Below are 23,387 nucleotides of genomic sequence, written 5' to 3' on the forward strand. Positions count from 1 at the left end.
GAGGCAGGCCCGCCGACCGGTGCCGTGCAGACGCTCGGCCCGCACCGAGGAGGGGCACGATGCGCACACCGTTGGACGTCCTCACGCTCGACGAGCTGCGCCGTCGGACGTCGGCGAAGTGGTGCACCTTCGCGCCCGACGTGCTGCCGCTGTTCGTCGCCGAGATGGACGTCGCGCCGTGCGACGCGGTCGTGGACGCCGTGACGGCCGCCCTGCGCTCGGGCGACACCGGGTACGACGTCGGCACCGCGTACGGCGAGGCGTACGCGCGCTTCGCCCGGCGCCGCTGGGGTTGGACGCCCGACGCGGCGACGTCGCGCACGCTGCCCGACGTCATGGTCGCGATCGTCGAGGTGCTGCGCGTCCTCACGTCCCCGGGCGACGCGGTCGTCGTCAACCCGCCCGTGTACCCGCCGTTCTACGGCTTCACCGCGAACGAGGGGCGCCGCGTCGTCGACGCGCCGCTGGGCACCGACGGGCGTCTCGACCTCGACACCCTGGAGCGGGCGTTCGCCGACGCGACCGGTGCCGCCGCGAACGGTGACGGCCCGGGGAGCGGGCGCCGCGCCGTCTGGCTCGTGTGCAACCCGCAGAACCCGACGGGGACCGCGCACACGCGCGCGGAGCTGGCGGACGGCCTGGCGCTCGCCGCGCGGTACGGGGTGCGCGTCGTGGCGGACGAGATCCACGCGCCCCTCACGCGGCCCGGGCTCGACGGGCGCCCCGCGACGACCCACACGCCGCTCCTCACCGTCCCCGGGGCGGGATCGGCCGTCGCGATCGTCTCCGCGTCGAAGGCGTGGAACCTGCCGGGCCTCAAGGCGGCGGCGGCCGTCGCCGGCCCGGACGCCGCCGACGACCTGCGGCGCATCCCCGAGGAGGCGAGCCACGGCGTCCAGCACGTGGCCGTGCTCGCGCACGTCGCGGCGCTCGACCACGGCGAGGCGTGGCTCGACGACGTCCTCGCGGGCGTCGAGCGCAACGCGTGGCTCCTCGCCGACCTGCTCGCGGAGCACCTGCCCGCGGTGCGCTACCGGCCCGGCGAGGCGACGTACCTCGCGTGGCTCGACGCGCGCGGGCTGCCCGGCCCGGCGGGTGCGGACCCCCGGTCGTGGTTCCTCGACCGCGCGCGCGTCGCGCTGGAGGACGGGCGCCGGTTCGGCCCCGGCGGGCACGGGCACGTGCGCCTCAACCTCGCGACGGGCGTCGACGTGCTCACCGAGGCGGTCGAGCGCATGGGCGTGTCGGTGCGGGACGCATGAACGTCGCTCGACCACGACCGACGAGTTCTCGGCCCTCGGCCGGTCAGACCCCCCGACCACGACCGCACGACCCACCGGAGCACCCGATGCCGTTCGAGCCCGTCCTCCTCGACCACACGTTCACCGCGCCCGTCGGCGTCGACGTCAAGGGCGACACGTGGCCCTGCGTGGAGGTGCCCGGGGCGCGCGAGCTCTTCGGGTCGCTGCGCGCGGTCCGCGTGGACGCGACCGTCGACGACGTCGCGCTGCGCAACGTGGGGCTCATGCCGACCGGGTCGGGCGGGCTGATGCTGTCGCTCAACGCGGGCGTGCGCAAGCGCCTCGGCAAGGACGTCGGTGACACGGTCGTGGTGCGGCTGGAGCGCCGCCTGAGCTGAGGCGCGCCGCCGCGCCCGCCCTGTCCGGGCATGGGCAGTTGTCCCCATCGCGGCGGCCGACCCGGCCGCGTACCGTCGGCGTGCGACCGTCGAGGACGAAGGCGTCGACGCGTGCGCGTGAGGGGACGCGCAGGGGCGGGAGGGGACGGCATGAGCGGGATGTGGGGCGCCGACGTCCGTGCGCTGCGCGCGCTCGCGTCCGGCCTGCGCTCCGGCGCCGACGCGCTGCGGACCCATCGCGCGCAGGTGGCGGCCGTCGTCGAGGCCGCGACCCGGTGGGACGGGCCCGACGCCGCGCAGTTCCGCAGCGCGTGGGCCACCACGCTCGGACCCTCGCTCACGGGCACCGCGAGCCTCCTCGACGCCGCCGCCGACCGCCTCGCCACGGACGCCGACCAGCAGCAGTCCGCGAGCGCCGACGGCGGCGCCCTCGCGGGCCCGGGCGGCGCGCCCACGTCCGGCCCGGGCGGGCCGCAGCAGACCGTCCCCACGCCGACGCCTGGCGAGTACGCCGCGATGGACGCGGGCGAGCGCGCCGCGTGGCTCGAGAACGCGACGGACGCGCAGGTCGCGGCGCTCTACGACCGGATGGTGCGCCTCGGTGTCGACCCCGACTCCCCGGGGTTCGCGGAGCTCGCCGTCACGCACTGGACGCGCGTCGCCGCGGGCGAGGCGGGGTTCGACTTCGCCGACTGGGACCCGTCCGCGGGGGCGTCGGCCAACCGGGAGATCATCGAGAGCGTCTACACGTACTACGGCGAGCTCTACCTGGACAACCCGTGGATGCAGTGGGCCGGCATGGCCGCGATGATCGGGCCGTCGTTCGCCGCCGGGTTCTTCGACCTCGACATGATGCGGCAGCTCGCGCAGGGCGTCGCGAGCGGCGCCCGGGCGCTGCCGCCCGGCGTCGACCGGGCGGCGCTCGAGGCGATCGCGACGATGTCGGACGCCGAGCTCGGCTTCTACGAGAACCAGTCCCTGTCGATGCAGCGCGAGATCTTCGTGGACCAGGCCGTCATGCACGAGGCGTACCTAAACGGCGGCATGCAGGAGATGGAGCGGCTGCTCGAGGCCGGCGTCATCGACGGCGCCGCGTACCAGGCGTGGGCGGACGTCGAGGCCGGCCGGGCGGGCGACGCGCAGGCGCTCGCGGACGGCAACACCGCGCTGCTGTGGCGCGAGCAGAACCAGATCATCGCCGACGACTGGCAGACCATGCGCGACCACCCGGTCACGGGCGAGGCGTTCACGTACCTCATGACGCTCGTCGGCGAGCCGTCCATCCCCGGCGCGGGCACGTACGCGCAGCACGACCCCTTCACGGTGAGCGTCGAGACGCCCGGCCCGGAGAACCTCGGGATCCCGTTCACGGGCGTCACGTTCGACAACCCCGTGCAGGGCACGGTGACGGTGGAGACGCCGCTGCCGGGCGGCAACATCGCCGACCAGGCGACCCGCTGGGAGTACATCGCGAACGACACGCTGCCCGCCTACCAGCAGCTCGTCACGCAGCACCCGGACCAGGCGGCGCAGATCATCGGCACCGACGTGTCCGACCGGATCGCCGACTACCGGCTCACGAACCCCGCCCGCATCGGACGCATCCTTGACAGACTGACCGAGTGGGACGTGGACGTGGACCAGTGAACCGGGGGTTCCGTCGCGCGCACGGGACGGCGCCGAGGGCCGGCGTCGCCGCGGTCCTGCTCGCGGGGGCGCTCGCCGGGTCTCTCGTGCTGACGGGGTGCACGGTGACGTTCGGCGACCCGGACGACGCGGCCACCGGACCGGGCGGGACGACCGCCCCGGGCGGCCCGACGTCGTCGGGCGGTTCGGGCGGCGAGGGCGGCGGGGGCGAGGCGGGCACGACGACGATCGACGACATCGAGAGGGGCGAGACCGTGCACTGGGACGTGAGCAGGCCGATCACCGCGGAGTCCGTCGGGCTGGGCGAGTCGATGGCCGTCGTGCAGGTGCCCGACGGCGCGGCCGAGGTCGAGCTGACGCTCCCCGACGGCACGTGGACCACGACGGCCGAGGAGCTGACGATCCAGCCCCGGCGCGGGTACGTGAGCGCGATCAACGTGTTCCGCACGCTCTCCGGCGGGCAGGCCGTGCACGACCAGCTCGTGGCCGACGCGCAGGTGCTGGGTTTTCCGCGGTCGCAGGTCGACCGGTGGCTCGACGAGCTGCCCGCGTCGCTCGACGCGTCGCGCGCGGGCGGGACGCGCGCCCGCACGGGCATCAACGGGTCGAACGGCGACGTCGAGACGTCCGTGCAGATCAGCCACGAGCCCGGGCCGGGGGGCGACGCGTCGGTGCGCCTCTGGTACGTGATCAGCCCGGTCACGCCGGACTGACGCGCGCCACGGCGGCGCCCGTCACGGGCAGGCCGACGCGCCCCCGCCGCCCTGCTCGGCGACCTGGAAGTAGATCGGGTTCTGCCAGTCGGCGCCCTCCCCGCGCACGCGCGGCAGGTCGGCGCAGGTCCAGCCCTGCTGCGGGGTGAACTGGGCCCCGGCGACGACGTGGGCGCCGCTCCACCGCCACGAGGTCTCCTGGCCGGTCGCGACCCGGAGGTCGACGTCGAAGGACACCGACCGCGTGCCCGCGGGCACCGTGAAGGCCACGTAGTAGTTGCGGACCTGGCTCCCCGGCTCGCCCCACGTCTCGAACGAGATCGAGCGGACCGTGCAGCCGGAGAGGACGGCGCGACCCTCGCCGCGCGCGACGCACGTGCCGGCCGTCGTCGTCTGCCACCGGCCGGCGGAGACGGGCGCGGCGGCCTGGGCCTGGTCCGTCCACGCGGCCGTCGTGGGCTCGACGGCCGCGTGGGCGACCCCCCACCACGACGCCGTCACGAGCGTCAGGACCGCGAGGAGCAGGCTCAGCGTGCGGCGCCCGGCCGTGGGACCGGCGGTCCCGCCGGCCCTCCGGCCGGTCCGGGTGCCGGTCACCGGTGGACTGGCACGCGTCGCGGTGCGGGCGGGACGAGCAGGGTGAGGCCGAGCAGGCCGAGCAGGCCGACGAGGAGGGGGACTGCCACGGCGGGGGTCGTCAGACGCACGATCGCGGTGCCCCAGCCGGCGAGCTGGACCGCGGGCTTCCAGACGTCGCCCGAGGCGGTGTAGTCCAGGGCGTCCGCGTAGGCGTTGTTGTCGCCCTTCATGCTGACCGTGTACTGGTCGTCGCCCGTCTGCTCGACGGCCTCGACGCGGTGGGTCACCAGGTCGCCGGTCAGCTCGCTGGGCAGGCTCACCACGTCGCCGACGGCCAGGTCGGCCGCCGGGACCGGCCGGGCGACCAGGAGGTCGCCCGTCATGATCCCCGGCTCCATCGATCCGGAGATCACGACGAGGGGCTTGATAAGGCCGGCCGCGGTCGCGCCCCCCACCGCCCCGCACACCAGCCCGAAGGCGGCGAGGACCCACAGGACGAGGACGGCCCCGCGCCGCAGTACCTGCATCGGTGGTTCTCCTCCTCCTGCGTGCGGCGTCGGGTCAGGCCGTCGCGGTGGCGGAGACCGTGACGACGAGCGTCCCGGTGGCCCCCTGGTTCGACGGCGCCCAGTCGCTCGGTGCCGTGACGGTGAGCCGGAACTGGTCGCTCGACGTGCCGCCGGCGGCGTCGAGCGTCGTGGCGAGGCCGGAGACGGAGGCGGAGGGGTTCGTCGTGAAGGTCGAGCCCGAGGCGAAGCGGACGCTGGACGTGAGCGCGGCCTTCACCGAGCTCTCGTTGCGCACCCACAGGTCGATCGTGCGCGTCTGGCCGGGCAGGAGGTTCGCGAGCGCGTCCGACGGCACGACGAGCTCGATCGCCTCGGGGTCGGACGAGTCCTTCCAGGTGGTCCCGTCCAGCGACCCCTGGAGGTCGAAGGTCGCGGCCGTCGCGGGCGCCGTGAAGAACGCGTTGTCGGTCCAGGCGGCGCTGGTGAGCGCCGCCCCGATGCCGCCGACGGCGAGGGCCGCCAGCCCGAAGGCGGCGAAGGCGCGGCGCTTGTCGCGGCGCGGGGCGGGGGTCGTCTCGGGGGTGTGGAGAGTCATGACTCGAAAAGTACGGAGTCCTCCTCAACGCTGGCGCACCTGTTCCTCAGGAAAAGCGCAGGATCGTCCAGGGATCGCGGCGCGCACCCGGGCGCACCCCCGCCCACCTGCGCGGACACCGTACGGCCGTGCGGGGAATGGTGAGCGCGCTGCGGCTCCGCGGGACGGGGAGGAGGAGCGGGAGGTGAAGAAGCGGCGGACGAACCGGTCCGGTCCGGCCGTCGGTGCCGGGGGCGTCGGTGCCGTCGGGTAGCGTCCGTCTCGTCCCGAACGGTACGGAGCAGGGGAGCAACGAGTGAGCAGCGTCGCGCACGACCACGGTCGATCCGGCACGCACGGCCGGTGGCGCGGGAGGACCGCCCGCTGGACGACGGCCGCGGCGCTCGTCCCCGTCCTCGCCCTGCCCCTCGCGGCGTGCACGCCCGACCGCCCGGAGGCGTCCGACGCCGCGAACGCGCTCGCCGACGCCCTCCAGGCCGGCGACGTGAGCGGGCTGGAGTTCCGCAACGGCGCCGCGAAGGACGTCCAGGGCCACCTGGAGGCGGTGCTCGAGCCGCTCGCGCCGTACGAGCGCACGGTCGAGGTGGAGTCGGTGGACGTCGACGAGGAGGGCGACGACGCGGGCGACCGCGCGACGGCGACGCTCGCCTACCGCTGGGAGGTCGCGGGCGACCAGGCCTGGGAGTACACCACCACGGCGGAGCTCACGTTCGCGGAGCCGGGCGAGGGCGAGGACGGCCCGGGTGCCTGGGACGTCGTGTGGGAGCCCGACGTGCTCGTCCCCGAGCTCGGCCAGGGGGGCCGGCTCGCGGTGAGCCGCGTGCCGGCGGTCCGTGCGGGCATCCTCGGCGCCGACGGCGTCCCCATCGTCGAGGACCGCCCCGTCTACCGGATCGGCGTCGACAAGACGCGCGTGGGCTCCGCCCAGTGGGACGGCGCGGCGCGGGCGCTCGCGGGCGTCGTCGGGCTGGACCCGGAGGAGTACGCGCAGCGCGTCGCGGGCGCCGGGGAGAAGGCGTTCGTCGAGGCCATCACCGTCCGCACGGAGGACACCGCGGGCGTCGACGTCGACGCGGCGCGCGGCATCGAGGGCGTCGCGGTCATCGACGACGCGATCCCCCTCGCCCCGACGCGCGAGTTCGCGCGTCCCCTGCTCGGGCGCGTGGGCGACGCGACGGCGGAGATCGTCGAGGAGTCGGAGGGCGCGGTCGCCGCGGGCGACCAGGTCGGCATCTCCGGTCTCCAGCGGCAGTACGACGAGCAGCTCCGCGGCGTGCCGGGCCTGTCGATCGAGGTCGTGCCGGGCGAGGCGGACGCGGACGCGGAGCCGACGGAGGTGTTCTCGGTCGAGCCGGTGGACGGCGTGCCGCTGAGCACGACGCTGCGCCCGGACATGCAGGTCGCCGCCGAGGCGCTGCTCGCCGGGCAGGGGCCGAGCGCGATCGTCGCGATCCAGCCCTCGACGGGCTCCGTGCTCGCGGCGGCGAGCTCGACCGCGGGCGAGGGGCTCTCGACCGCCACGACGGGCCAGTACGCGCCGGGATCGACGTTCAAGGTCGCGACGACGCTCGCGATGCTGCGCGCGGGCCTCACCCCGGACACGACCGTCTCGTGCCCGCCCACGCTGACCGTCGAGGGCCGCAAGTTCCAGAACGTGCCCGGCTACCCGACGGCGGCGCTCGGCGACGTGCCGCTGCGCACGGCGTTCGCGAACTCGTGCAACACGGCGATGATCGGGCAGCGGGAGGCCGTGTCGCAGCAGGCGCTGCACGACGCCGCCGCCTCGCTCGGGCTGGGCGTCGAGTCCGAGCTCGGCGCGCCCGCGTTCTTCGGCGACGTCCCGACCGACTCGCAGGGCACCGAGCACGCCGCGTCGATGATCGGGCAGGGCAAGGTCCAGGCGTCGCCCCTCGCGATGGCGACGGTCGCCGCGAGCGTCGCCGCCGGGCGCACGGTGGCGCCGGTCCTCGTCCACCCGGACGTGCAGACCGTCGCCGAGGAGCAGCCCGCCTCGACCCTCACCGAGCAGGAGGCCGCGACGCTGCGCGAGCTCATGCGCGCCGTCGTCACGGACGGCTCGGCGTCGATCCTCCAGGACCTCCCGGGCGAGCCCGGGGCGAAGACGGGCACGGCGCAGTACGGCGACGGCAGCCAGTCCCACGCGTGGATGATCGCGACGCAGGGCGACCTCGCGGTCGCCGTGTTCGTCGAGACGGGCGAGGGCGGCGCCGTCACGGCGGGGCCGCTGATGCACGCGTTCCTCGACGCGCCGAACGCCTGACGCCCGGCCGCTCCCCGGCGGCCGGAATAGGTCCGGCCGCCGGACGGTTGTCCACGAGCGGGTATGATCGGTTGCCGCGGGCGTCCGTCTGCCCGCGTCCAGCGAGAACCCACCGTTCCGGGAGAACCTCCGTGTTCGTCAGCGTGCCTGCCTGGCAGCTCACCCAGCGCCGCGACGTCGACCTCCGTCGAGTCGCCAGCGCGCTGTGTCGCTGACCCCCCGTCGCCGCTGACGCCTCCCCGCCTCCGCACACCCGTCAGGACCCCGGGTCGCCTCGCGACCTGAGCCGCTGACGCGCGTGGCGCGCCCCCCGTCAGCCGCAGGCCACCTCCGTGCCTGCGTCCCTGCCCGGGCCGCGCTGCTGCCGGCGCCCCGCGACGACGTCCCGAGCCCCTCTCCCGAGAGCGGGCGCTCGTGCGCCCGCGTCACCCCGAAAGGTCCTCCGTGTCCTCGACCCCCTCGACGGCCTCCCCGCAGGCCGACCCGCAGGCGAAGCAGGCTCCGGCCTCCGCGCCCGCGAAGAAGAAGCGCCGGTTCCCCTCGTTCAGCGTGCAGATCCTGCTCGGCCTCGCGGTCGGCGTCGGGCTCGGTGCCCTCGCCCTCGCCATGGGCCCGCAGGACGCCGCCGGCGAGGTCCCCAACGGCCTCACCACGACGCTCGACACGATCGGCTCGTCGTTCGTCACGCTGCTCAAGGCGGTCGTGCCGCCGCTGATCTTCACCGCGATCGTCGCGTCGATCGCGAACCTGCGGACCGTCACCAACGCCGCGCGCCTCGCCGGTCAGACGCTGCTGTGGTTCGCCATCACCGCCGCGATCTCCGTGGCCGTGGGCATCGGCCTGGGCCTGCTGTTCAACCCCGGCCAGAACGCCTCGGTGTCCGTCGACGACGCCTACGAGGCCGGCCGCACCGGCACGTGGCTCGACTTCCTCACCGGCCTCATCCCGGGCAACGTGCTGGGCCTCGGGGCGTCGACCCGCCTGACGACGGGGGACGACGGCGCGCTCACGGGTGCCGCCGAGACGTCGGTGAACTTCAACGTCCTGCAGATCCTCGTCGTCGCCCTCGTCATCGGCATCGCGGCGCTCAAGTCGGGCAAGAAGGCGGACCCGTTCCTCGCGTTCAACCGCTCCGCGCTCGCGATCGTGCAGAAGGTGCTGTGGTGGATCATCCGCCTCGCGCCGATCGGCACCGCCGGCCTCATCGGCTACGCCATCGCGGCGTACGGCTGGACGTCGCTCGCGTCGCTCGCGTGGTTCGCCGTCGCGATCTACGTCGGCCTCGCGGTCGTGCTGTTCGTCGTCTACCCGATCCTGCTGCGCACCAACGGCCTGAAGATCTCGAGCTACTTCCGCGGCGCGTGGCCCGCGATCCAGCTCGCGTTCGTCTCGCGCTCCTCGATCGGCACGCTGCCCGTGACGCAGCGCGTCACCGAGCGCAACCTCGGCGTGCCGAGCGAGTACGCGTCGTTCGCCGTGCCGCTGGCCGCCACCACGAAGATGGACGGTTGCGCCTCGATCTACCCGGCCATCTCGGCGATCTTCGTCGCGCAGATCTTCGGCATCGACCTGTCGATCACCGACTACCTGCTCATCGCGTTCGTGTCCGTCGTCGGCTCCGCCGCGACCGCGGGCCTCACCGGCGCGATCGTCATGCTGACCCTCACGCTCTCGACCGTGGGCCTGCCGCTCGCGGGCGTGGGCCTGCTGCTCGCGATCGACCCGATCCTCGACATGGGCCGCACCGCGGTGAACGTCGCGGGCCAGGCGCTCGTGCCCACGATCGTGGCGAAGCGCGAGGGCATCCTCGACCTCGAGCAGTACGAGGCCGCCACGGCCGAGGACCTCTTCGTGGACGAGGACGACGACGCGTCGTCCGAGGCGACCACGGAGTCCCCGGCGCCGGCCGAGACCGGGGAGGGTGCGCCGTCGGGCACCAAGGAGCGCGTGGGCGCCTCCGCCTGACGCCGAACAGGCGATTCCTCGCCGTCGAGCACGACGTTGCTGCCGTTGTCCGCGGGATGACGGCAGCAACGTCGTTCTCGGCGTCAGGGGTGGGGGTGACCCTCGCGGAGGACGGCGAGGCGCGAGCGGTACTCCTGCTCGTCGATCTCGCCGCGCGCGTAGCGCTCGCCGAGGATCGCGACCGGGTCAGGGCCGGACGTGCGCCACCCGCCCGGGCCCCCGCCGCGCCGGGCGCGGCGGGCGACGAGGAAGACCACGGACGCGAAGAGCAGGAACCACAGCAGGGGGAACACGAACCACCACGGCCCGGGCCCCCAGCCGGCGTGCCCCCACGACGCGACGGCGTCCGTGGGGAGCGCGCCGGCCGCCCCGGTGAGTGCGGTGAGCATGACGACCTCCGGTGTCGGTGCGCCTCGCCGGTCACGGCGAGGGCGGCCGTCCGCCGGCCGCACCCCCAGGCTCGCGCCCGCCCGACGCCGCGTCGTCACCCGGGCGTGCCGACCTCGCTCGTCCCCGGGTACCGCCGCGGCGGTCGGAGGCTCAGCCCGCCCAGCCCGGACGGACGAGGCCCGACTCGTACGCCGCGACGACGAGCTGCGCCCGGTCTCGCGCGCCCAGCTTCGCCATGACCCGCGAGACGTGGGTCTTCACGGTCGACTCCGACAGGAAGAGCGACCCGGCGATCTCCTCGTTCGACAGCCCGCCCGCGACCTCGACGAGCACCTCGTGCTCGCGCGGCGTGAGCTCCTCGACACCACGCACCGGCCCGACGGCGCGCGTCGCGTCCGCGACCCGCGACAGCAGCCGCCGGGTCACGGTGGGCGAGAGCAGCGCGTCGCCGCGCGCCGCGACGCGCACCGCCCGGACGAGGTCGACCGGCTCGGTGTCCTTGACGAGGAAGCCGCTCGCGCCGCCGCGGATCGCGTCGGTCACGTACTCGTCGAGCTCGAACGTCGTGACGACCACGACGTGCACGTGCGACGCCGCCCGGTCCGCGACGATCCGCCGCGTCGCCTCCAGGCCGTCGAGACCGGGCATGCGGATGTCCATGAGCACGACGTCGGGCAGGTGCTCGAGCGCGAGGCGGACGGCGTCGTCGCCGGTCGCGGCCTCCGCGACGACGCGCATGTCGTCCTCGGAGTCGATGAGCGCGCGGAAGCCACCCCGCACGAGAGCCTGGTCGTCGGCCAGCACGACGTCGATCACGGTGCCTCCTCGCGCTGCGGCGGTGCGTCGTCGCCCGCGTCGGACCGTCCGGGGGTGCCCGGTCCGGGCGGGGAGCCCGGCCAGGGAAAGACTGCCCGCACGCGGAAGCCACGTCCAGAGGGGGACGGCGCCGGGCCGGCGGCGAGCGAGCCGCCGACGCTCTCGACGCGCTCGCGCATGCCCCGCAGGCCATAGCCCGGCTCCGGCTCGGCGCCCGGGGCCGCGCCGTCGTCGGTCACGGTCACGGTCACCGTGCCGTGCGGCGCGGGACGCACCGCGACCCGCACGTCCGCCCGCGTGGCACCGTGCGCGTGCCGGCGCACGTTCGTCAGCGACTCCTGCACCACGCGGTAGACGACGCCCGCGAGCCGGTCGGGCAGTCCCGCGGCGGCCGGGTCGACGTCGAGCGCGACCGTGAGCCCGCCGCCCTCCGCCTGCCGCACGAGCCGGGGGAGCGCCGCGAGGTCCCACGTCGGGGCGAGGGGCGCGCCGTCGTCGCCCGCGTCGCCGCGCACGACGCCCAGCACCGCGCGCACCTCGTCGAGCGCCTCGGTGCTCGCGGCGCGGATCGCGGTGAGCGCACCGCGGGCCTGCTCGGGGGCGCGGTCGAGCAGGTGCAGGCCGACGCCCGCCTGGACGGTGATCGCGGACAGCGAGTGCGCGAGCACGTCGTGGACCTCGCGCGCGATCCGCAGGCGCTCGTCGGCGACGGCGGTCCGCTCCCGCTCGGCGCGCGCGGCGCGCTCCGCCTCGCGCGCCGCGGCGAGGCGCGCGGACCGGTCGCGGACCGTCCCGGCGACGAGCAGCACGACGACGGTCCACGCGGTCCCGCCGAGCAGCGTCGCCGGGGGCGGCGCGTCCGGGCGCAGCGCCGCCGCCGTGACCACCGCGCCCGCCAGGAGCACCGCCCCGCCCCACGCGACCCGGCGCGCGCGCACCGCGGGCCCGCTGAGCAGCACCCCCACGAGCACGCCCACGGGACCGGCGAGCACCGGGCCCCACGCGTACCCGGCGACGAGGAACGCGCCCGCGGCACCCACGGACACGACGACGGCGACGACCGGCCACCGCACGAGGAGCACGAGGGCGAGCGGGGGCACGAGGAGGAGCGCGAGCGCCGCCGCGTCGAGCGGCCGGGCACCGGGCTGGCCGTGCGTCGCGCCCGCCGTGCCGACGACCGCGACCACCGCGAGCACCACGGCGAGGAACGCCCGGGGGCGGCGGCGGTCGAGCGGGCCCATGCGTCGCACGCTACGCCGCGCGCGGCCGGGCCGCGTCCGACCGGGGTGCCGGGCGACGTCGTCCCGGGGTGCCGGGCCGCGTGGCCCCGGGTGCCGCGCGGCGGCGGACGGGGCGCGGGCGTCAGGCGCCGTCGTGCACCGCGTCGAGCACGACCGGGTCGGCGCACCCGCGCGCGAAGCCGGCGATGCGCCGGTCGACGTCGCGCTGGAGCACCCACGACCCGACGCGCTCGGCGACCGGGGCGAGCCAGCGTGGCCGGCACCGGAAGCTGTACCGCCACGTCGCGCGCGTGCCGCCGGCCGGGTCGGGCGCGAAGCGCCAGCCGCCCGCGAGGTTCTCGAAGAACCACGACCCGCGGACCATGCGCATGCCGACGTTGGTCGGCGGGTTGTACGAGACGTACTCGCTCACCATGGACAGCCCGCTGCGGTGGCGGGTGAAGGTCCGCACGCCCTTCGCGGGCGCGGTCGCGCCGTCGAGGAAGTGCTGGTGGCGGATGAAGGGGTCCCAGCGCAGGCGGACGGCGCCCGTCGTCTGCGAGACGGCGAACGCCGTCGCGGGGTCGACGGGGACCACGAGCGAGGACTCGACGACGGGCATGGTCGGATGCTCCCACGCCGGGCGGCGCCTCGCCGCCCGCCTCAGGACGCGGCGAGCCCGGCACCGGCGCGCCCCCCGACGCGAGCAGGCCCTGGACGCGAGGACGGCCCGCCCCTCGACGAGGGACGGGCCGTCCGGACCGCGGCGCGTGGCGTCAGGACGCGAAGGCGTACCCGGCCTCGACACACTGGGCGCGGAACGCGTCGAGCGACTCCTGGAGCTTCGACGTGCTGACCGTCTCGCCCTGGACGGCGGCCTCGAAGGGCGCCTTGATCCCGTTGAGGTTCTCCTGGAGCTCCGGGTCGGCGAAGTTCTGCACCGCGGCGATGCGCTCGCGCGTCGTGTAGATCGCGGCGGCGGCGTCCTCGTCGTCCGGCGTGGCGAGCAGCGGCGTCGTCTCGGTGACGAGGCGCTCGGCGGAGTACTCGCCGCCGTAGAAGGTGCTGCACGTCGTGGTGACGGCGACGACGGTCGGCGTGACCTCGGGGGCCGCCTCGGTCGTGGTCTCGGTCGCGGGGGTGGTCGCCGCGTCGTCGCTCGCCGGGTCGGTCGGCGAGGCGCAGGACGCCAGCAGGAGGGCACAGGAGAGCGCCGCGGTGGCGGCAAGAAGCTTACGCATGCTAACGATTCCACACTCTGGCGCACGCGGGGCGCAAGAAGATTGAGCGGGCGCCGGGGCGGGAGCCGCGGAATCCCGCGGCTCCTGCGGTGAGCTTGTGCTCAGCGTCACAAAGGAGCGCGCCGCGTCACACGACGTCGAGGACGACCTTCCCCCGCACGTGCCCCTCGGCGACGAGGCGGAGCGCCTCCGCGGCCTCGGCGAGCGGGAACCGGGCCGAGATCTCCGCCCGGAGCCGCCCGTCCTCCGCGAGCGCGAGCACCTCGTCGAGGGCGCCCTTCGCGTCGACCTTGTCGGCGATCCCGGCGGCGCGCGAGGCGTCCGTCCCGACGACGGTCACGGCGCTCGGCGGGTCGTCGGCGTCGGCGGGGGAGAGGTGCTCGCCCAGCAGCGCGACGGTCGCGGCCACGGTCTCCTCCGTGCCGACGAGGTCGACGACGACGCTCACCTCGTCGAGCCCGTCGGGCAGCGCGCGGACCGCGTCGACGAGCCCCGGGCCGTACGCGACGGGCGTCGCACCGAGGCCGCGCACGTAGTCGTGGTTCGCGGGCGAGGCCGTCCCGACGACGCGGGCACCGAGCGCGGTGGCGATCTGCACCGCGGCGGACCCGACGCCACCGCTCGCGCCGTGCACGAGCACGACGTCCCCCTCGCCCGTGTCGGCCTGCACGAGCGCGGAGAACGCGGTCGCCGCCGCGACGGGCAGGACCGCGGCCTGGTCGAACGGGACGGACGACGGCTTGCGCCGCACGTGGTCGGCGCGGACGAGCGAGAGCTCGCGCTGCGCCCCCGTGCCGTGCCACACGACCTCGTCGCCCGGGGCGAGGTCCGGGACGTCGGGCCCGACGGCGTCGACCACCCCGGCCGCCTCGAACCCCAGCACGCCGGGGACGCGGCCACCGAACGCGCCGGCGAGCCGCTTGAGGTCCGCGGGGTTGACGCCGACGACGCGGTTCGCGACGCGCACCTGGCCGGGGCCGGGAGCGCCGACCTCCTCGTCGTCGACCCGCAGGCCCTCGGGCCCGCCGAACTCCTCGAAGACGACGACCGTGCTCATGCCGACCCCCGTGGTCTCGCCGTCGGTCGCCCACCGCGAGGGCGAGTCCGCGCGGTGGCCCCGGGGTGGCCGGGCGGTTCCACTCTTCCATCGCGGACCGCCGCTGTCATGCGGCGGACGTGGGCAGGAGTCCCCGTCCGGGACGGTTTCACCCCGTCCCGAGCGTTGGGGAGGGTGATGACGACATCGTTCGAGAGCTCCGACCACCCGCTCGACCCGCGGCCCGCGCGCGAGCGGCTACTCGCCGTGCGCGCGGAGGCGTCGGAGCGCCTGCGGGCGCTGCGCGCCGACGTCGCGGGCATCGTCGAGGCGTCGCGCGACTCCAACGCGGACGACGAGCACGACCCCGACGGCGCGACGATCGCGTTCGAGCGCGCCCAGGTGGACGCGCTCGCGCGCGACGCGGCCGCGCGGGTCGAGGAGGTCGACGCCGCCCTCGCGCGCCTGGACGCGGGGACCTACGGCGTCTGCGCGGGGTGCGGGCAGCAGATCGCCGCCGGGCGCCTCGAGGCGCGCCCGACGGCGCGGACCTGCGTCGCGTGCGCGGCCGCGGTGCACTGAGCGACCGGGCCCGCCGCTACCGGGCCGACCGCGGCCGGGTCAGAGCTGGCCGTGGCCCTTCTTCGACGGGACGCCGGCGATGAGGCCGCCGTCCACGACGAACTCCGAGCCCGTCGAGTACGACGCCTCGTCGCTCGCGAGGAAGACGATCATGCGCGAGACCTCCTCGGGCGCCGCGGGGCGGCCGAGCGGGATGAGGAGGTCGTCCGGGTTGAGCGACGCGGTCATGGGCGTCGAGATGAACCCCGGGTGCACCGAGTTGACGCGCACGCCGTACGGGCCGAGGTCCAGCGCGACGGACTTCGTCAGCCCGCGGACGCCGAACTTCGACGCGACGTAGCCGTGCAGGCCCGCGCTCCCGCGCATGCCCTCGACCGACGAGATGTTGATGATCGACCCCGCGCCGGCCTTCGCCATGATCGGCGACACCGCGCGGATCCCGAGGAACGTGCCGGTGAGGTTGATGTCGATGATCCGGCGCCAGGCGGCGACGTCGAACTCCGTGATGGGACCGCCGTTGGCGATGCCCGCGTTGTTGACGAGCACGTCGACGCGCCCGAACGCGTCGAGCGTGGCCGCGACGGCGGCCGCCCACTCGTCCTCGCTCGTCACGTCGAGGTGCACGTAGCGGGCGTCGGGGCCGAGCTCGCGCGCGAGCGCCTCGCCCTTCGCGTCGTCGAGGTCCGCGACCACGACCTTCGCGCCCTCGGCGACGAGCGCGCGCGCGTTCGTGACGCCCATGCCGCCGGTGCCGCCGGTGACGATCGCGACCTTGTTCTGCACCCTTCCGGGAGTGCTGCCCATGGTGGGGCTCCTTTCCTTGCGGGGGCACGGCGGCGTCGGCCCGCCTCGTGAGCGGGGGCGTCGTCGCGCGGGTGGTGCGCACCTGCCCGCCGGGGACCGCGGTCGACCGGCGGAGGGGACGGCTCGTCAGGGCGACGGCGTGGTCCACCAGGCGGGCAGGGCGTCTCGGGCGACCCGCGGGAACAGCCCGGGGTCACGGGGAGGGGGCGTGGCGAGCCACACCTCGAGCGCGCCGACCGTGCCGAAGCCGACGTACGTCGCGAAGGCGCGCGCCGCGACGTCGGCCGTCGCGGTGGTCGCGGCTCCGGCCGGCGGGTCGGCCGGGACTCCCGCCGGGGCCGACGGGAGGAGGCCCGGGTGGGCGTGCAGGTGCTCGACGAGCGTGCCGGTGACGTGGCTGGCGAGCAGCCGGAACAGCGGCGCGCTGAGCCCGCCCTCGAGCGCGCGCTCGTAGACGGGGAGGTGGGCCTCGACGTGCACGACGAGCGCGCGGCTCCAGTGGTCGACGACCTCGCGGGAGCGGGCGGCGACGTCGTCGGCCGTCTCGGCGGCCCGGACGTCGGCGAAGAACCGGTCGCGGATCGCGTCGAGCTCGGCGCCGAGCACGCGCGCGAGGAGCTCGGACGGGCTCGACGCGTGGTCGTAGAACGTCACGCGGTTGATCCCCGCGCGGGCCGCGACGGCGGACACCGTGAGCCGGGTGACGTCCTGCTCCGCGGCGAGCGCGAGGATCGCGGTCCGCAGGGCCGCGGCGGTGCGGGCGGTGCGCTTGTCCACGGCCACCTCCTCCGCGTCGTGCCGTGCGCTGCCTCGTCCTCGACGTTACGCCGAGGCAATCACTTAAGCAACAGGTGTTGCCTATCTCACCCGCCCAGAGGCGGTCCCGGGATCACGGTCGTACCGTCGAGAGAGCGGCCGCAGGTCCGCGGCCACACCAACCCGAGGGGGCGGACATGGTCACGAACACGCGCCGGGCCGAGAGGCACACCGGAGAACCCGACGTCGTCGAGCTCAACCCGATCTTCGCCAGACCGGGGGAGGCGACGGCCCTGCCCAAGTTCCGGTTCCCGGAGGACGAGTCCCTCCAGGAGACGGCGTACCAGATCGTCCACGACGAGGCGATGCTCGACGGGAACGCGCGGCTCAACCTCGCGACGTTCGTCGGCACGTGGATGGACGAGCACGCTGCGCGGCTGTACCTCGAGGCCGCCGACAAGAACATGATCGACAAGGACGAGTACCCGCAGACGGCGGCCGTCGAGACGCGGTGCTGGACGATGCTCGCCGACCTGTGGCACGCGCCCGACCCGGAGCACACCATCGGGACGTCGACCATCGGCTCGTCCGAGGCGTGCATGCTCGGCGGTCTCGCCCTCAAGCGGCGCTGGCAGCACGCGCGCCGCGCCGCCGGCAAGCCGACCGACCGCCCGAACCTCGTGCTCTCGAGCGCGGTCCAGGTGTGCTGGGAGAAGTTCTGCAACTACTTCGAGGTCGAGGCGCGCTACGTCCCGATCTCCGAGGACCACAAGGTCCTCGACGGCCACGACCTCGAGACGTACGTGGACGAGAACACGATCGGCGTCGTCGCCATCATGGGCGTGACCTACACCGGCATGTACGAGCCGGTCGCCGAGATCGCCGCGGCCCTCGACCGGATCCAGGAGTCCACCGGCCTGGACGTGCCCATCCACGTCGACGGCGCGTCGGGCGCGATGATCGCCCCGTTCCTCCAGCCCGACCTCGAGTGGGACTTCCGCGTCCCCCGCGTCGCGTCGATCAACACCTCCGGCCACAAGTACGGCCTGGTCTACCCGGGCCTCGGGTGGGTCGTCTGGCGCGACACGGAGTCGCTGCCGGAGGACCTCGTGTTCCGCGTGAGCTACCTCGGCGGGGACATGCCGACGTTCGCCCTCAACTTCTCGCGCCCCGGCGCGCAGGTGCTCCTCCAGTACTACCTCTTCCTGCGCCTCGGGCGCACCGGCTACGAGGCCGTGCAGCGCACGTCGCGCGACGTCGCGCTCTACCTGTCGGGCGAGATCGCGAAGATGCCCGCGTTCGAGCTGTGGAACGACGGCTCGGACATCCCCGTGTTCGCGTGGCGCCTGCGCGAGGGCCACACGAAGAACTGGGACCTCTACCACCTGTCGGAGCGGCTGCGCACCAAGGGCTGGCTCGTGCCCGCGTACCCCATGCCCGACGACCTCACGGACCTCACCGTCCAGCGCGTCGTCGTGCGCAACGGCTTCAGCCACGACCTGGCGTCCGCGTTCCTCGCGGACCTGCGCGACGAGGTCGAGCTCCTCGACGCTCTCACCGGCCCGATGCCGACCGAGGGCCAGCGCTCCAACTTCCACCACTGACCCGGACGACCGCGGGAAGGACGGACCATGGCACAGGGGGCAGCACAGGATCCGCCCGGAGGCTCGGGACCGCACGTCCGGGCCGACGGCACGCACGCGCCGACGGCAGCGCACGTCAAGGCGCACCCGTACGGGTCGCCCGGCTCCCGGCAGCCGCCGGGCCACGCGGGGCCCGCCATCGGGGCGCCCGCCGCGGGCGCGACGACGTTCATGTCGGTCGTGCAGCTCGCGATGCTCACCGTGGTGGTGGTCGCGTCGCTGCGCTCGCTGCCGGCGATGGCGTCGTACGGGCTCGGCTCGGTGACGCTCTTCATCGTCCCGGCGATCCTCTTCCTCGTCCCGACGGCGCTCGTCGCGGCCGAGCTCGCGACTGGCTGGAAGGGCGGCGTCTTCACGTGGGTGCGCGAGGCGTTCGGCGAGCGGGCCGGGTTCGTCGCGATCTGGCTCCAGTGGATCCAGAACGTCGTCTGGTACCCCACGCAGATCGCGTTCATCGCGGCGAGCCTGTCGTTCGTCGTGGGCGACCCGGGCCTCACGCAGAACGGCCTCTACACGGCCGTCGTGATCCTCGTCCTGTACTGGGGGTCGACGCTCATCACGCTCGCCGGCGGCAACCTGTTCGCCAAGGTCGGCTCGTGGAGCGGCGTCTTCGGCACGATCCTGCCCGCCGTCCTGCTCATCGTGCTCGGCGCGGTCTGGCTCGGCACCGGCGAGCGCTCGGAGACGACGCTCGAGGCGTCCGCCGTCATCCCGCCGTGGACCGGGATCGCGTCGATCGTGCTCATCGTCTCGAACGTGCTCGCGTACGCGGGCATGGAGGTCAACGCGGTGCACGCGAACGACCTGCGCAACCCCGGTCGGGGCTTCCCGCGCTCGATCGCCATCGCGACCGTGCTCATCCTCGTGGTCTTCATCCTCCCGACGCTCGCGATCTCCGTGGCCGTCCCGAAGTCGACGCTCGGCGTGACCGACGGCATCAACCTCGCGTTCAAGGCGTTCTTCGACCACTGGGGCATGAGCTGGGGCACCCCGGTCATCTCGCTCCTCATCGCCCTCGGGGCGTTCGCGTCGGTCGTCACGTGGATCGCCGGGCCGTCGCGCGGCCTGCTCGCCGCGGCCCGGACCGGCCTGCTCCCGCCCGCGCTCCAGCGTCGCAACAAGGCCGGGGTCCAGGTCGGCATCCTCGCGGTGCAGGGCGGGATCGTCACGCTGCTCGCGCTGCTGTTCGTGCTGGTGCCGAACGGCAACACCGCGTTCATCGCGCTCGTGGACATGGCGGCGGCGCTGTACCTCGTCATGTACATGCTCATGTTCGCCGCGGCGATCCGGCTGCGGCGCACCAAGCCCGACGTGGTGCGGACCTACCGCACGCCCGCGATGCGGTTCGTCGCGGGGCTCGGGTTCGTCGCGTGCGCGGCCGCGTTCGTGCTCGCGTTCGTCCGGCCGTCCGGCTTCAGCGGCCTCTCCGAGACCGCCTACCCGATCGTGGTCGCCGGGGTCGTGGTCGTGCTCGGCGGCCCGCCGCTCCTCTTCTACGCGCTGCGGCGCCCCACGTGGGACCGTCGTACCGCGGCGGAGCGGCAGACCGCCGACGACGTCCTCGTCAACCCGCCGACGCAGCCCGCGCCGGCGCCCGCCCGCACACCGCGCGACCCGGAGGAGACCACGTGACGGGTACCAGCACCGTCGGGCGCGAGACGCCCACCCCGGACGGCGGACGGCGCGCTCCAGCGCCGCCCGCCGTCGCGTCGCCCTGGGCGGAGACGGTCGCGCGCTGGGGCGGCCGGATCCTCGAGGTCTACGCGGTGTGGCTCCTCGTCGCGCTGATCCTCCGTCCCGTCGCGCACCACGCCGAGCGCCCGGTTGCCGAGGTCCTGTCGGTCACGAACGTGCCGTCGTACCCGTCGCTCTTCTCCGCGGTCGTGGTCGGGCTCGTCGCGAGCGGCTTCCTGCGCCGGCGCCGCGCCGCGCTGTGGTTCGTGGTCCTCGTCTGGCAGCTCCCGTCCGCGCTCGTCATGCTGCTCGCGATCGTGCTCGACCGGATCGACCCGGCGGCCGGCGTGCTCGACGACGTGCACTGGACGGCGTACGCGGGCGGGCTCGTCGGGCTCGTGCTCGTCGTGGTGCTCGTCGCCGCGCGCCACGCGTTCCCCGCCCGCATCGCCCGGGGTGCGTGGTGGACGGCGGCGCTCGTCCTCGTGCTCGGTCTCGCCGTCGCGACCGGCGTCGTGTGGGCGCTGCTCCAGGTCGTGCCGTCGAGCCTCGACGACCAGTCGGCGCGGCTCGGCTGGGCCTTGAGCGTCTCGGTCGGGCTGTCCCCGCACGAGGAGCCCTTCGCCATCGACGGCGTCGCGCCGGGCTGGCTCGCGCTCGTCGGCGGCCTGCTCGCGGGAGCGGCGCTCCTGCTCGCCGTGCTCGTGTTCCTGCGGACCGGCCCGCGCGACGCCGCACGCTCCCCGGACGAGGAGCTCGCGGTGCGCCGCCTGCTGCTGGAGCACCCCAGCGACGACTCGCTGGAGTACTTCGCGACGCGCGACGACCGCGACGCGATCTTCTCCGGCGACGGCCGCGCCGCCGTGTCGTACCGCGTGGTGAGCGGCGTGCTGCTCGCCGCGGGCGACCCGCTCGGGGACCCGGCGTCGTGGCCCGACGCGATCGAGCGCACGCTCGCGTACGCACGGCGCCACGGGTGGGCGCCGGGCGTGCTCTCCGCGAGCGAGAAGGGTGCGCGCGCCTACCGCGACGCCGGGCTCGCGGTCCTCACGATGGGTGACGAGGCGATCGTCGAGACGCGGTCCTTCGACCTCGCGTCGCCGTCGATGCGGCCCGTGCGCCACGCCGTCGCGCGGCCCCAGCGCGAGGGGTACACCGTGCGCCTGCGGCGCCAGCGCGAGATCCCGGCGGACGAGCTCGCGGCGCTCGCCCAGGCCGCCGACGCGTGGCGGCACGGCGAGGACGAGCGCGGCTTCTCGATGGCCCTGGAACGCCTCGGCAGCCCGCGCGACCCGCGCGTGCTCGTCGTCACCGCGCACGACCGCGACGGCGCGCCGCGCGGCCTGCTCACGTTCGTCCCGTGGGGCCGCAAGGGGGTCTCGCTCGACTACATGCGCCGGTCTCCCGACGCGGTGCCGGGCGTCACGGAGCTCATGATCTCGACGCTCGCGAGCGAGGGCGCGGGCATGGCGATCGACCGGGTCTCGCTCAACTTCGCGATGTTCCGCGGCCTGATCGAGCAGGGCGAGTCGGTCGCGGCGAGCCCCTTCCAGCGCTTCCTGCGCCGCCTCGTCCTCACGGCGTCGCGCTGGTGGCAGCTCGACCAGCTCTACCGCTCGAACCAGAAGTACGAGCCGCGCTGGCGCACGCGCTACCTCTGCTACGCCGCGCCCGCCCAGCTCACGTCCGTGTCGCTCGCGGCGGGGCAGGCCGAGGGCTTCGTGCCGCAGTGGCCCGGCGCGCGCGGCGGCACCGGGACCCAGCAGGTCGCGACGGCCGACGCCGCCCTCGGCGCGGCCGTGCGCGAGCAGGAGGACGCGCTGCTCGCGCTCGACGTCCCGACCCGGCGGCTCACCGACCAGGAGCGCGCCCGCCGCGCCAAGCTCGACGTGCTCGCGGCGGCCGGCATGCCCGCGTACCCCGTGGCCGTGCCGCGCACGCACCGGCTCGCCGACGTCGACGACCTGCTGCTCGGGCACGAGGTGTCCGTCTCGGGGCGCGTCGTGCGGCTCCGCGACCTCGGGGGCGTCGTCTTCGCCGTCCTGCGCGAGGAGAACCACGAGCGCCAGGTGATGCTCACCGCCGACGGCGCCGCCGACCTCGCGCTCTGGCGCCGCGTCGTCGACCTCGCGGACCAGGTGAGCGTCACGGGGACCGTCGCGCGCAGCCGGACGGGGGAGCTGTCCGTGCACGCGGGGTCGTGGGTCATGGCGTCGAAGTCGCTCAAGGCGCCGCCGGACAAGTTCCGCGGGCTCGCCGACCCGGAGACGCGCATGCGCCTGCGCCACGTCGACCTCGCGCTCGACACGCGGTCGTCCGTGACGCTCCGCGGTCGCTCCGCCGCCGTGCACTCGCTGCGCTCGTCGCTCGTCGAGCGCGGCTTCATCGAGGTCGAGACGCCGATCCTGCAGCGCGTGCACGGGGGCGCGAACGCGCGCCCATTCCGCACGCACATCAACGCGTACGACATGGACCTGTACCTGCGCATCGCCCCGGAGCTGTTCCTCAAGCAGCTCGCGATCGGCGGCATCGAGCGCGTCTTCGAGCTGGGCCGCAACTTCCGCAACGAGGGCGCCGACGCGACGCACAACCCCGAGTTCACGTCGCTCGAGGCGTACCAGGCGTTCGGCGACTACACGACGATGCGGCACCTCACGCGCGAGCTCGTCGTCGCGGCCGCGGTCGCGGTGCACGGCGACGCCGTGTCGCGCCGGCCCGACGGCAGCGAGGTCCGGCTCGACGGCGAGTGGCCCGTCGTCACCGTGCACGACGCCGTCTCGCGCGCCGTCGGCGCCGAGGTCACCCCGGACACCCCCGACGCGGAGCTGCACGCCCTGTGCGCCCGGCTCGGCATCGAGGTCGGCGAGGACGAGACGCACGGTGCGGTGGTCAACGAGATGTACGACCGCCTCGTCGAGGGCCAGACGGTCGAGCCGACGTTCTACACCGACTTCCCGGTCGAGACGTCGCCGCTCACCCGCGTGCACCGCCGCGACCCGCGCCTCGCGGAACGCTGGGACCTCGTCGCGTTCGGCGCCGAGCTCGGCACCGCGTACTCGGAGCTCATCGACCCGATCGACCAGCGGGAGCGGTTCACGCAGCAGTCGCTCCTCGCCGCGGCGGGCGACCCGGAGGCCATGGAGATCGACGAGGACTTCCTCTCGGCGCTCGAGTTCGCGATGCCGCCCACCGGCGGGCTCGGCCTCGGCGTCGACCGCATCTACATGACGATCATCGGCGCGTCGATCCGCGAGACGCTCGCCTTCCCGTTCGTGAAGCCGCAGCGCCGGTCCTGAC

General features: G+C 74.9%; 21 protein-coding genes. 10 read left to right on the forward strand and 11 right to left on the reverse strand.

Annotation, left to right across the window (positions count from 1 at the left end):
• The first annotated feature begins 59 nt into the window (after positions 1-59).
• The 4 genes from ACI769_RS03805 (at position 60) to ACI769_RS03820 (ending at position 3,999) form a co-directional block, all read left to right on the forward strand.
• Positions 60-1,262, forward strand: a complete 1,203-nt coding sequence (locus ACI769_RS03805) for a MalY/PatB family protein (RefSeq protein ID WP_085386831.1) — start codon at positions 60-62, stop codon at positions 1,260-1,262.
• Between the two features lie 86 nt (positions 1,263-1,348).
• A complete protein-coding gene (locus ACI769_RS03810) occupies positions 1,349-1,639 on the forward strand; it encodes a DUF1905 domain-containing protein (RefSeq protein WP_043652182.1) in 291 nt (96 codons plus the stop codon).
• A gap of 150 nt (positions 1,640-1,789) precedes the next feature.
• Positions 1,790-3,286, forward strand: coding sequence for a WXG100 family type VII secretion target (locus ACI769_RS03815; protein WP_409141203.1), 1,497 nt, complete (start codon positions 1,790-1,792; stop codon positions 3,284-3,286).
• Positions 3,283-3,999, forward strand: coding sequence for a hypothetical protein (locus ACI769_RS03820; protein WP_085386829.1), 717 nt, complete (start codon positions 3,283-3,285; stop codon positions 3,997-3,999). Before ACI769_RS03815 ends, ACI769_RS03820 begins: the two co-directional genes overlap by 4 nt.
• A gap of 21 nt (positions 4,000-4,020) precedes the next feature.
• On the opposite strand, the gene ACI769_RS03825 is transcribed toward ACI769_RS03820, so the two are convergent.
• From ACI769_RS03825 to ACI769_RS03835, 3 genes are read right to left on the reverse strand one after another with little or no spacing between them, the layout of a single operon-like run.
• A complete protein-coding gene (locus tag ACI769_RS03825; RefSeq protein ID WP_085386828.1) occupies positions 4,021-4,596 on the reverse strand; it encodes a hypothetical protein in 576 nt (191 codons plus the stop codon).
• On the reverse strand, positions 4,593-5,105 hold the full coding sequence (locus tag ACI769_RS03830; RefSeq protein ID WP_085386827.1) for a signal peptidase I: 513 nt from the start codon (positions 5,103-5,105) through the stop codon (positions 4,593-4,595). The genes ACI769_RS03825 and ACI769_RS03830 overlap by 4 nt, the downstream gene beginning before the upstream one ends.
• Before the next feature lie 34 nt (positions 5,106-5,139).
• Positions 5,140-5,682, reverse strand: a complete 543-nt coding sequence (locus ACI769_RS03835) for a hypothetical protein (RefSeq protein WP_085386826.1) — start codon at positions 5,680-5,682, stop codon at positions 5,140-5,142.
• Between the two features lie 295 nt (positions 5,683-5,977).
• On the opposite strand from ACI769_RS03835, the gene ACI769_RS03840 reads away from it, so the two are divergent.
• Both ACI769_RS03840 and ACI769_RS03845 read left to right on the forward strand, forming a co-directional pair.
• Positions 5,978-7,963: a penicillin-binding transpeptidase domain-containing protein gene (locus ACI769_RS03840; RefSeq protein WP_409141204.1), complete on the forward strand. Its 1,986-nt coding sequence runs from the start codon at positions 5,978-5,980 to the stop codon at positions 7,961-7,963.
• A gap of 444 nt (positions 7,964-8,407) precedes the next feature.
• Entirely contained in the window at positions 8,408-9,928 is a 1,521-nt protein-coding gene (locus tag ACI769_RS03845; protein ID WP_085386824.1) for a dicarboxylate/amino acid:cation symporter, read from the forward strand.
• 83 nt (positions 9,929-10,011) lie between these two features.
• Here ACI769_RS03845 and ACI769_RS03850 read toward each other — a convergent pair whose 3' ends face one another.
• The 6 genes from ACI769_RS03850 to ACI769_RS03875 form a co-directional block, all read right to left on the reverse strand.
• Positions 10,012-10,317 carry an SHOCT domain-containing protein gene (locus ACI769_RS03850; protein ID WP_081599813.1) on the reverse strand — a complete coding sequence of 102 codons (306 nt, stop codon included), beginning with the start codon at positions 10,315-10,317 and terminating at the stop codon, positions 10,012-10,014.
• A gap of 151 nt (positions 10,318-10,468) precedes the next feature.
• The gene (locus ACI769_RS03855) at positions 10,469-11,134 is read right to left on the reverse strand and encodes a response regulator transcription factor (RefSeq protein ID WP_085386823.1); all 666 of its coding nucleotides are present in this window, start codon (positions 11,132-11,134) and stop codon (positions 10,469-10,471) included.
• Positions 11,131-12,375: a sensor histidine kinase gene (locus tag ACI769_RS03860; protein ID WP_085386822.1), complete on the reverse strand. Its 1,245-nt coding sequence runs from the start codon at positions 12,373-12,375 to the stop codon at positions 11,131-11,133. Before ACI769_RS03860 ends, ACI769_RS03855 begins: the two co-directional genes overlap by 4 nt.
• A gap of 121 nt (positions 12,376-12,496) precedes the next feature.
• Positions 12,497-12,976 (reverse strand): SRPBCC family protein, encoded by a 480-nt coding sequence (locus ACI769_RS03865; protein WP_061268360.1) that lies wholly within the window; start codon positions 12,974-12,976, stop codon positions 12,497-12,499.
• Between the two features lie 154 nt (positions 12,977-13,130).
• Positions 13,131-13,595: a hypothetical protein gene (locus ACI769_RS03870; protein WP_034655328.1), complete on the reverse strand. Its 465-nt coding sequence runs from the start codon at positions 13,593-13,595 to the stop codon at positions 13,131-13,133.
• A gap of 127 nt (positions 13,596-13,722) precedes the next feature.
• Positions 13,723-14,652, reverse strand: coding sequence for an NADP-dependent oxidoreductase (locus tag ACI769_RS03875; protein ID WP_085386821.1), 930 nt, complete (start codon positions 14,650-14,652; stop codon positions 13,723-13,725).
• A 177-nt stretch (positions 14,653-14,829) separates the two neighbouring features.
• On the opposite strand from ACI769_RS03875, the gene ACI769_RS03880 reads away from it, so the two are divergent.
• A complete protein-coding gene (locus tag ACI769_RS03880; protein WP_085386820.1) occupies positions 14,830-15,213 on the forward strand; it encodes a TraR/DksA C4-type zinc finger protein in 384 nt (127 codons plus the stop codon).
• 39 nt (positions 15,214-15,252) lie between these two features.
• Here the strand turns inward: ACI769_RS03880 and ACI769_RS03885 are convergent, their stop codons facing one another.
• Both ACI769_RS03885 and ACI769_RS03890 read right to left on the reverse strand, forming a co-directional pair.
• Positions 15,253-16,017 carry a glucose 1-dehydrogenase gene (locus tag ACI769_RS03885; protein WP_061269402.1) on the reverse strand — a complete coding sequence of 255 codons (765 nt, stop codon included), beginning with the start codon at positions 16,015-16,017 and terminating at the stop codon, positions 15,253-15,255.
• A 126-nt stretch (positions 16,018-16,143) separates the two neighbouring features.
• The gene (locus ACI769_RS03890) at positions 16,144-16,794 is read right to left on the reverse strand and encodes a TetR/AcrR family transcriptional regulator (RefSeq protein WP_198163126.1); all 651 of its coding nucleotides are present in this window, start codon (positions 16,792-16,794) and stop codon (positions 16,144-16,146) included.
• Positions 16,795-16,970: 176 nt separating this feature from the next.
• On the opposite strand from ACI769_RS03890, the gene ACI769_RS03895 reads away from it, so the two are divergent.
• The 3 genes from ACI769_RS03895 to lysX are packed head-to-tail and all read left to right on the forward strand — an operon-like array spanning position 16,971 to position 23,386.
• Complete coding sequence (locus ACI769_RS03895; RefSeq protein ID WP_085386818.1) at positions 16,971-18,377, forward strand: glutamate decarboxylase; 1,407 nt, start codon at positions 16,971-16,973, stop codon at positions 18,375-18,377.
• 27 nt (positions 18,378-18,404) lie between these two features.
• The gene (locus ACI769_RS03900) at positions 18,405-20,048 is read left to right on the forward strand and encodes an APC family permease (protein ID WP_085386817.1); all 1,644 of its coding nucleotides are present in this window, start codon (positions 18,405-18,407) and stop codon (positions 20,046-20,048) included.
• The gene (lysX, locus tag ACI769_RS03905) at positions 20,045-23,386 is read left to right on the forward strand and encodes a bifunctional lysylphosphatidylglycerol synthetase/lysine--tRNA ligase LysX (RefSeq protein WP_085386816.1); all 3,342 of its coding nucleotides are present in this window, start codon (positions 20,045-20,047) and stop codon (positions 23,384-23,386) included. Before ACI769_RS03900 ends, lysX begins: the two co-directional genes overlap by 4 nt.
• Position 23,387 lies beyond the last annotated feature (1 nt).

Origin of the sequence: Cellulosimicrobium sp. RS (assembly GCF_046159675.1) — a bacterium.
Lineage (GTDB): Bacteria > Actinomycetota > Actinomycetes > Actinomycetales > Cellulomonadaceae > Cellulosimicrobium > Cellulosimicrobium funkei.

Coding starts and splice junctions, on each gene's coding strand:
- ACI769_RS03805 (WP_085386831.1), top strand. CDS start 60: ATGCGCACACCGTTGGACGTCCTCACGCTCGACGAGCTGCGCCGTCGG.
- ACI769_RS03810 (WP_043652182.1), top strand. CDS start 1,349: ATGCCGTTCGAGCCCGTCCTCCTCGACCACACGTTCACCGCGCCCGTC.
- ACI769_RS03815 (WP_409141203.1), top strand. CDS start 1,790: ATGAGCGGGATGTGGGGCGCCGACGTCCGTGCGCTGCGCGCGCTCGCG.
- ACI769_RS03830 (WP_085386827.1), bottom strand. CDS start 5,105: ATGCAGGTACTGCGGCGCGGGGCCGTCCTCGTCCTGTGGGTCCTCGCC.
- ACI769_RS03835 (WP_085386826.1), bottom strand. CDS start 5,682: ATGACTCTCCACACCCCCGAGACGACCCCCGCCCCGCGCCGCGACAAG.
- ACI769_RS03850 (WP_081599813.1), bottom strand. CDS start 10,317: ATGCTCACCGCACTCACCGGGGCGGCCGGCGCGCTCCCCACGGACGCC.
- ACI769_RS03860 (WP_085386822.1), bottom strand. CDS start 12,375: ATGGGCCCGCTCGACCGCCGCCGCCCCCGGGCGTTCCTCGCCGTGGTG.
- ACI769_RS03865 (WP_061268360.1), bottom strand. CDS start 12,976: ATGCCCGTCGTCGAGTCCTCGCTCGTGGTCCCCGTCGACCCCGCGACG.
- ACI769_RS03870 (WP_034655328.1), bottom strand. CDS start 13,595: ATGCGTAAGCTTCTTGCCGCCACCGCGGCGCTCTCCTGTGCCCTCCTG.
- ACI769_RS03875 (WP_085386821.1), bottom strand. CDS start 14,652: ATGAGCACGGTCGTCGTCTTCGAGGAGTTCGGCGGGCCCGAGGGCCTG.
- ACI769_RS03880 (WP_085386820.1), top strand. CDS start 14,830: ATGACGACATCGTTCGAGAGCTCCGACCACCCGCTCGACCCGCGGCCC.
- ACI769_RS03885 (WP_061269402.1), bottom strand. CDS start 16,017: ATGGGCAGCACTCCCGGAAGGGTGCAGAACAAGGTCGCGATCGTCACC.
- ACI769_RS03895 (WP_085386818.1), top strand. CDS start 16,971: ATGGTCACGAACACGCGCCGGGCCGAGAGGCACACCGGAGAACCCGAC.
- ACI769_RS03900 (WP_085386817.1), top strand. CDS start 18,405: ATGGCACAGGGGGCAGCACAGGATCCGCCCGGAGGCTCGGGACCGCAC.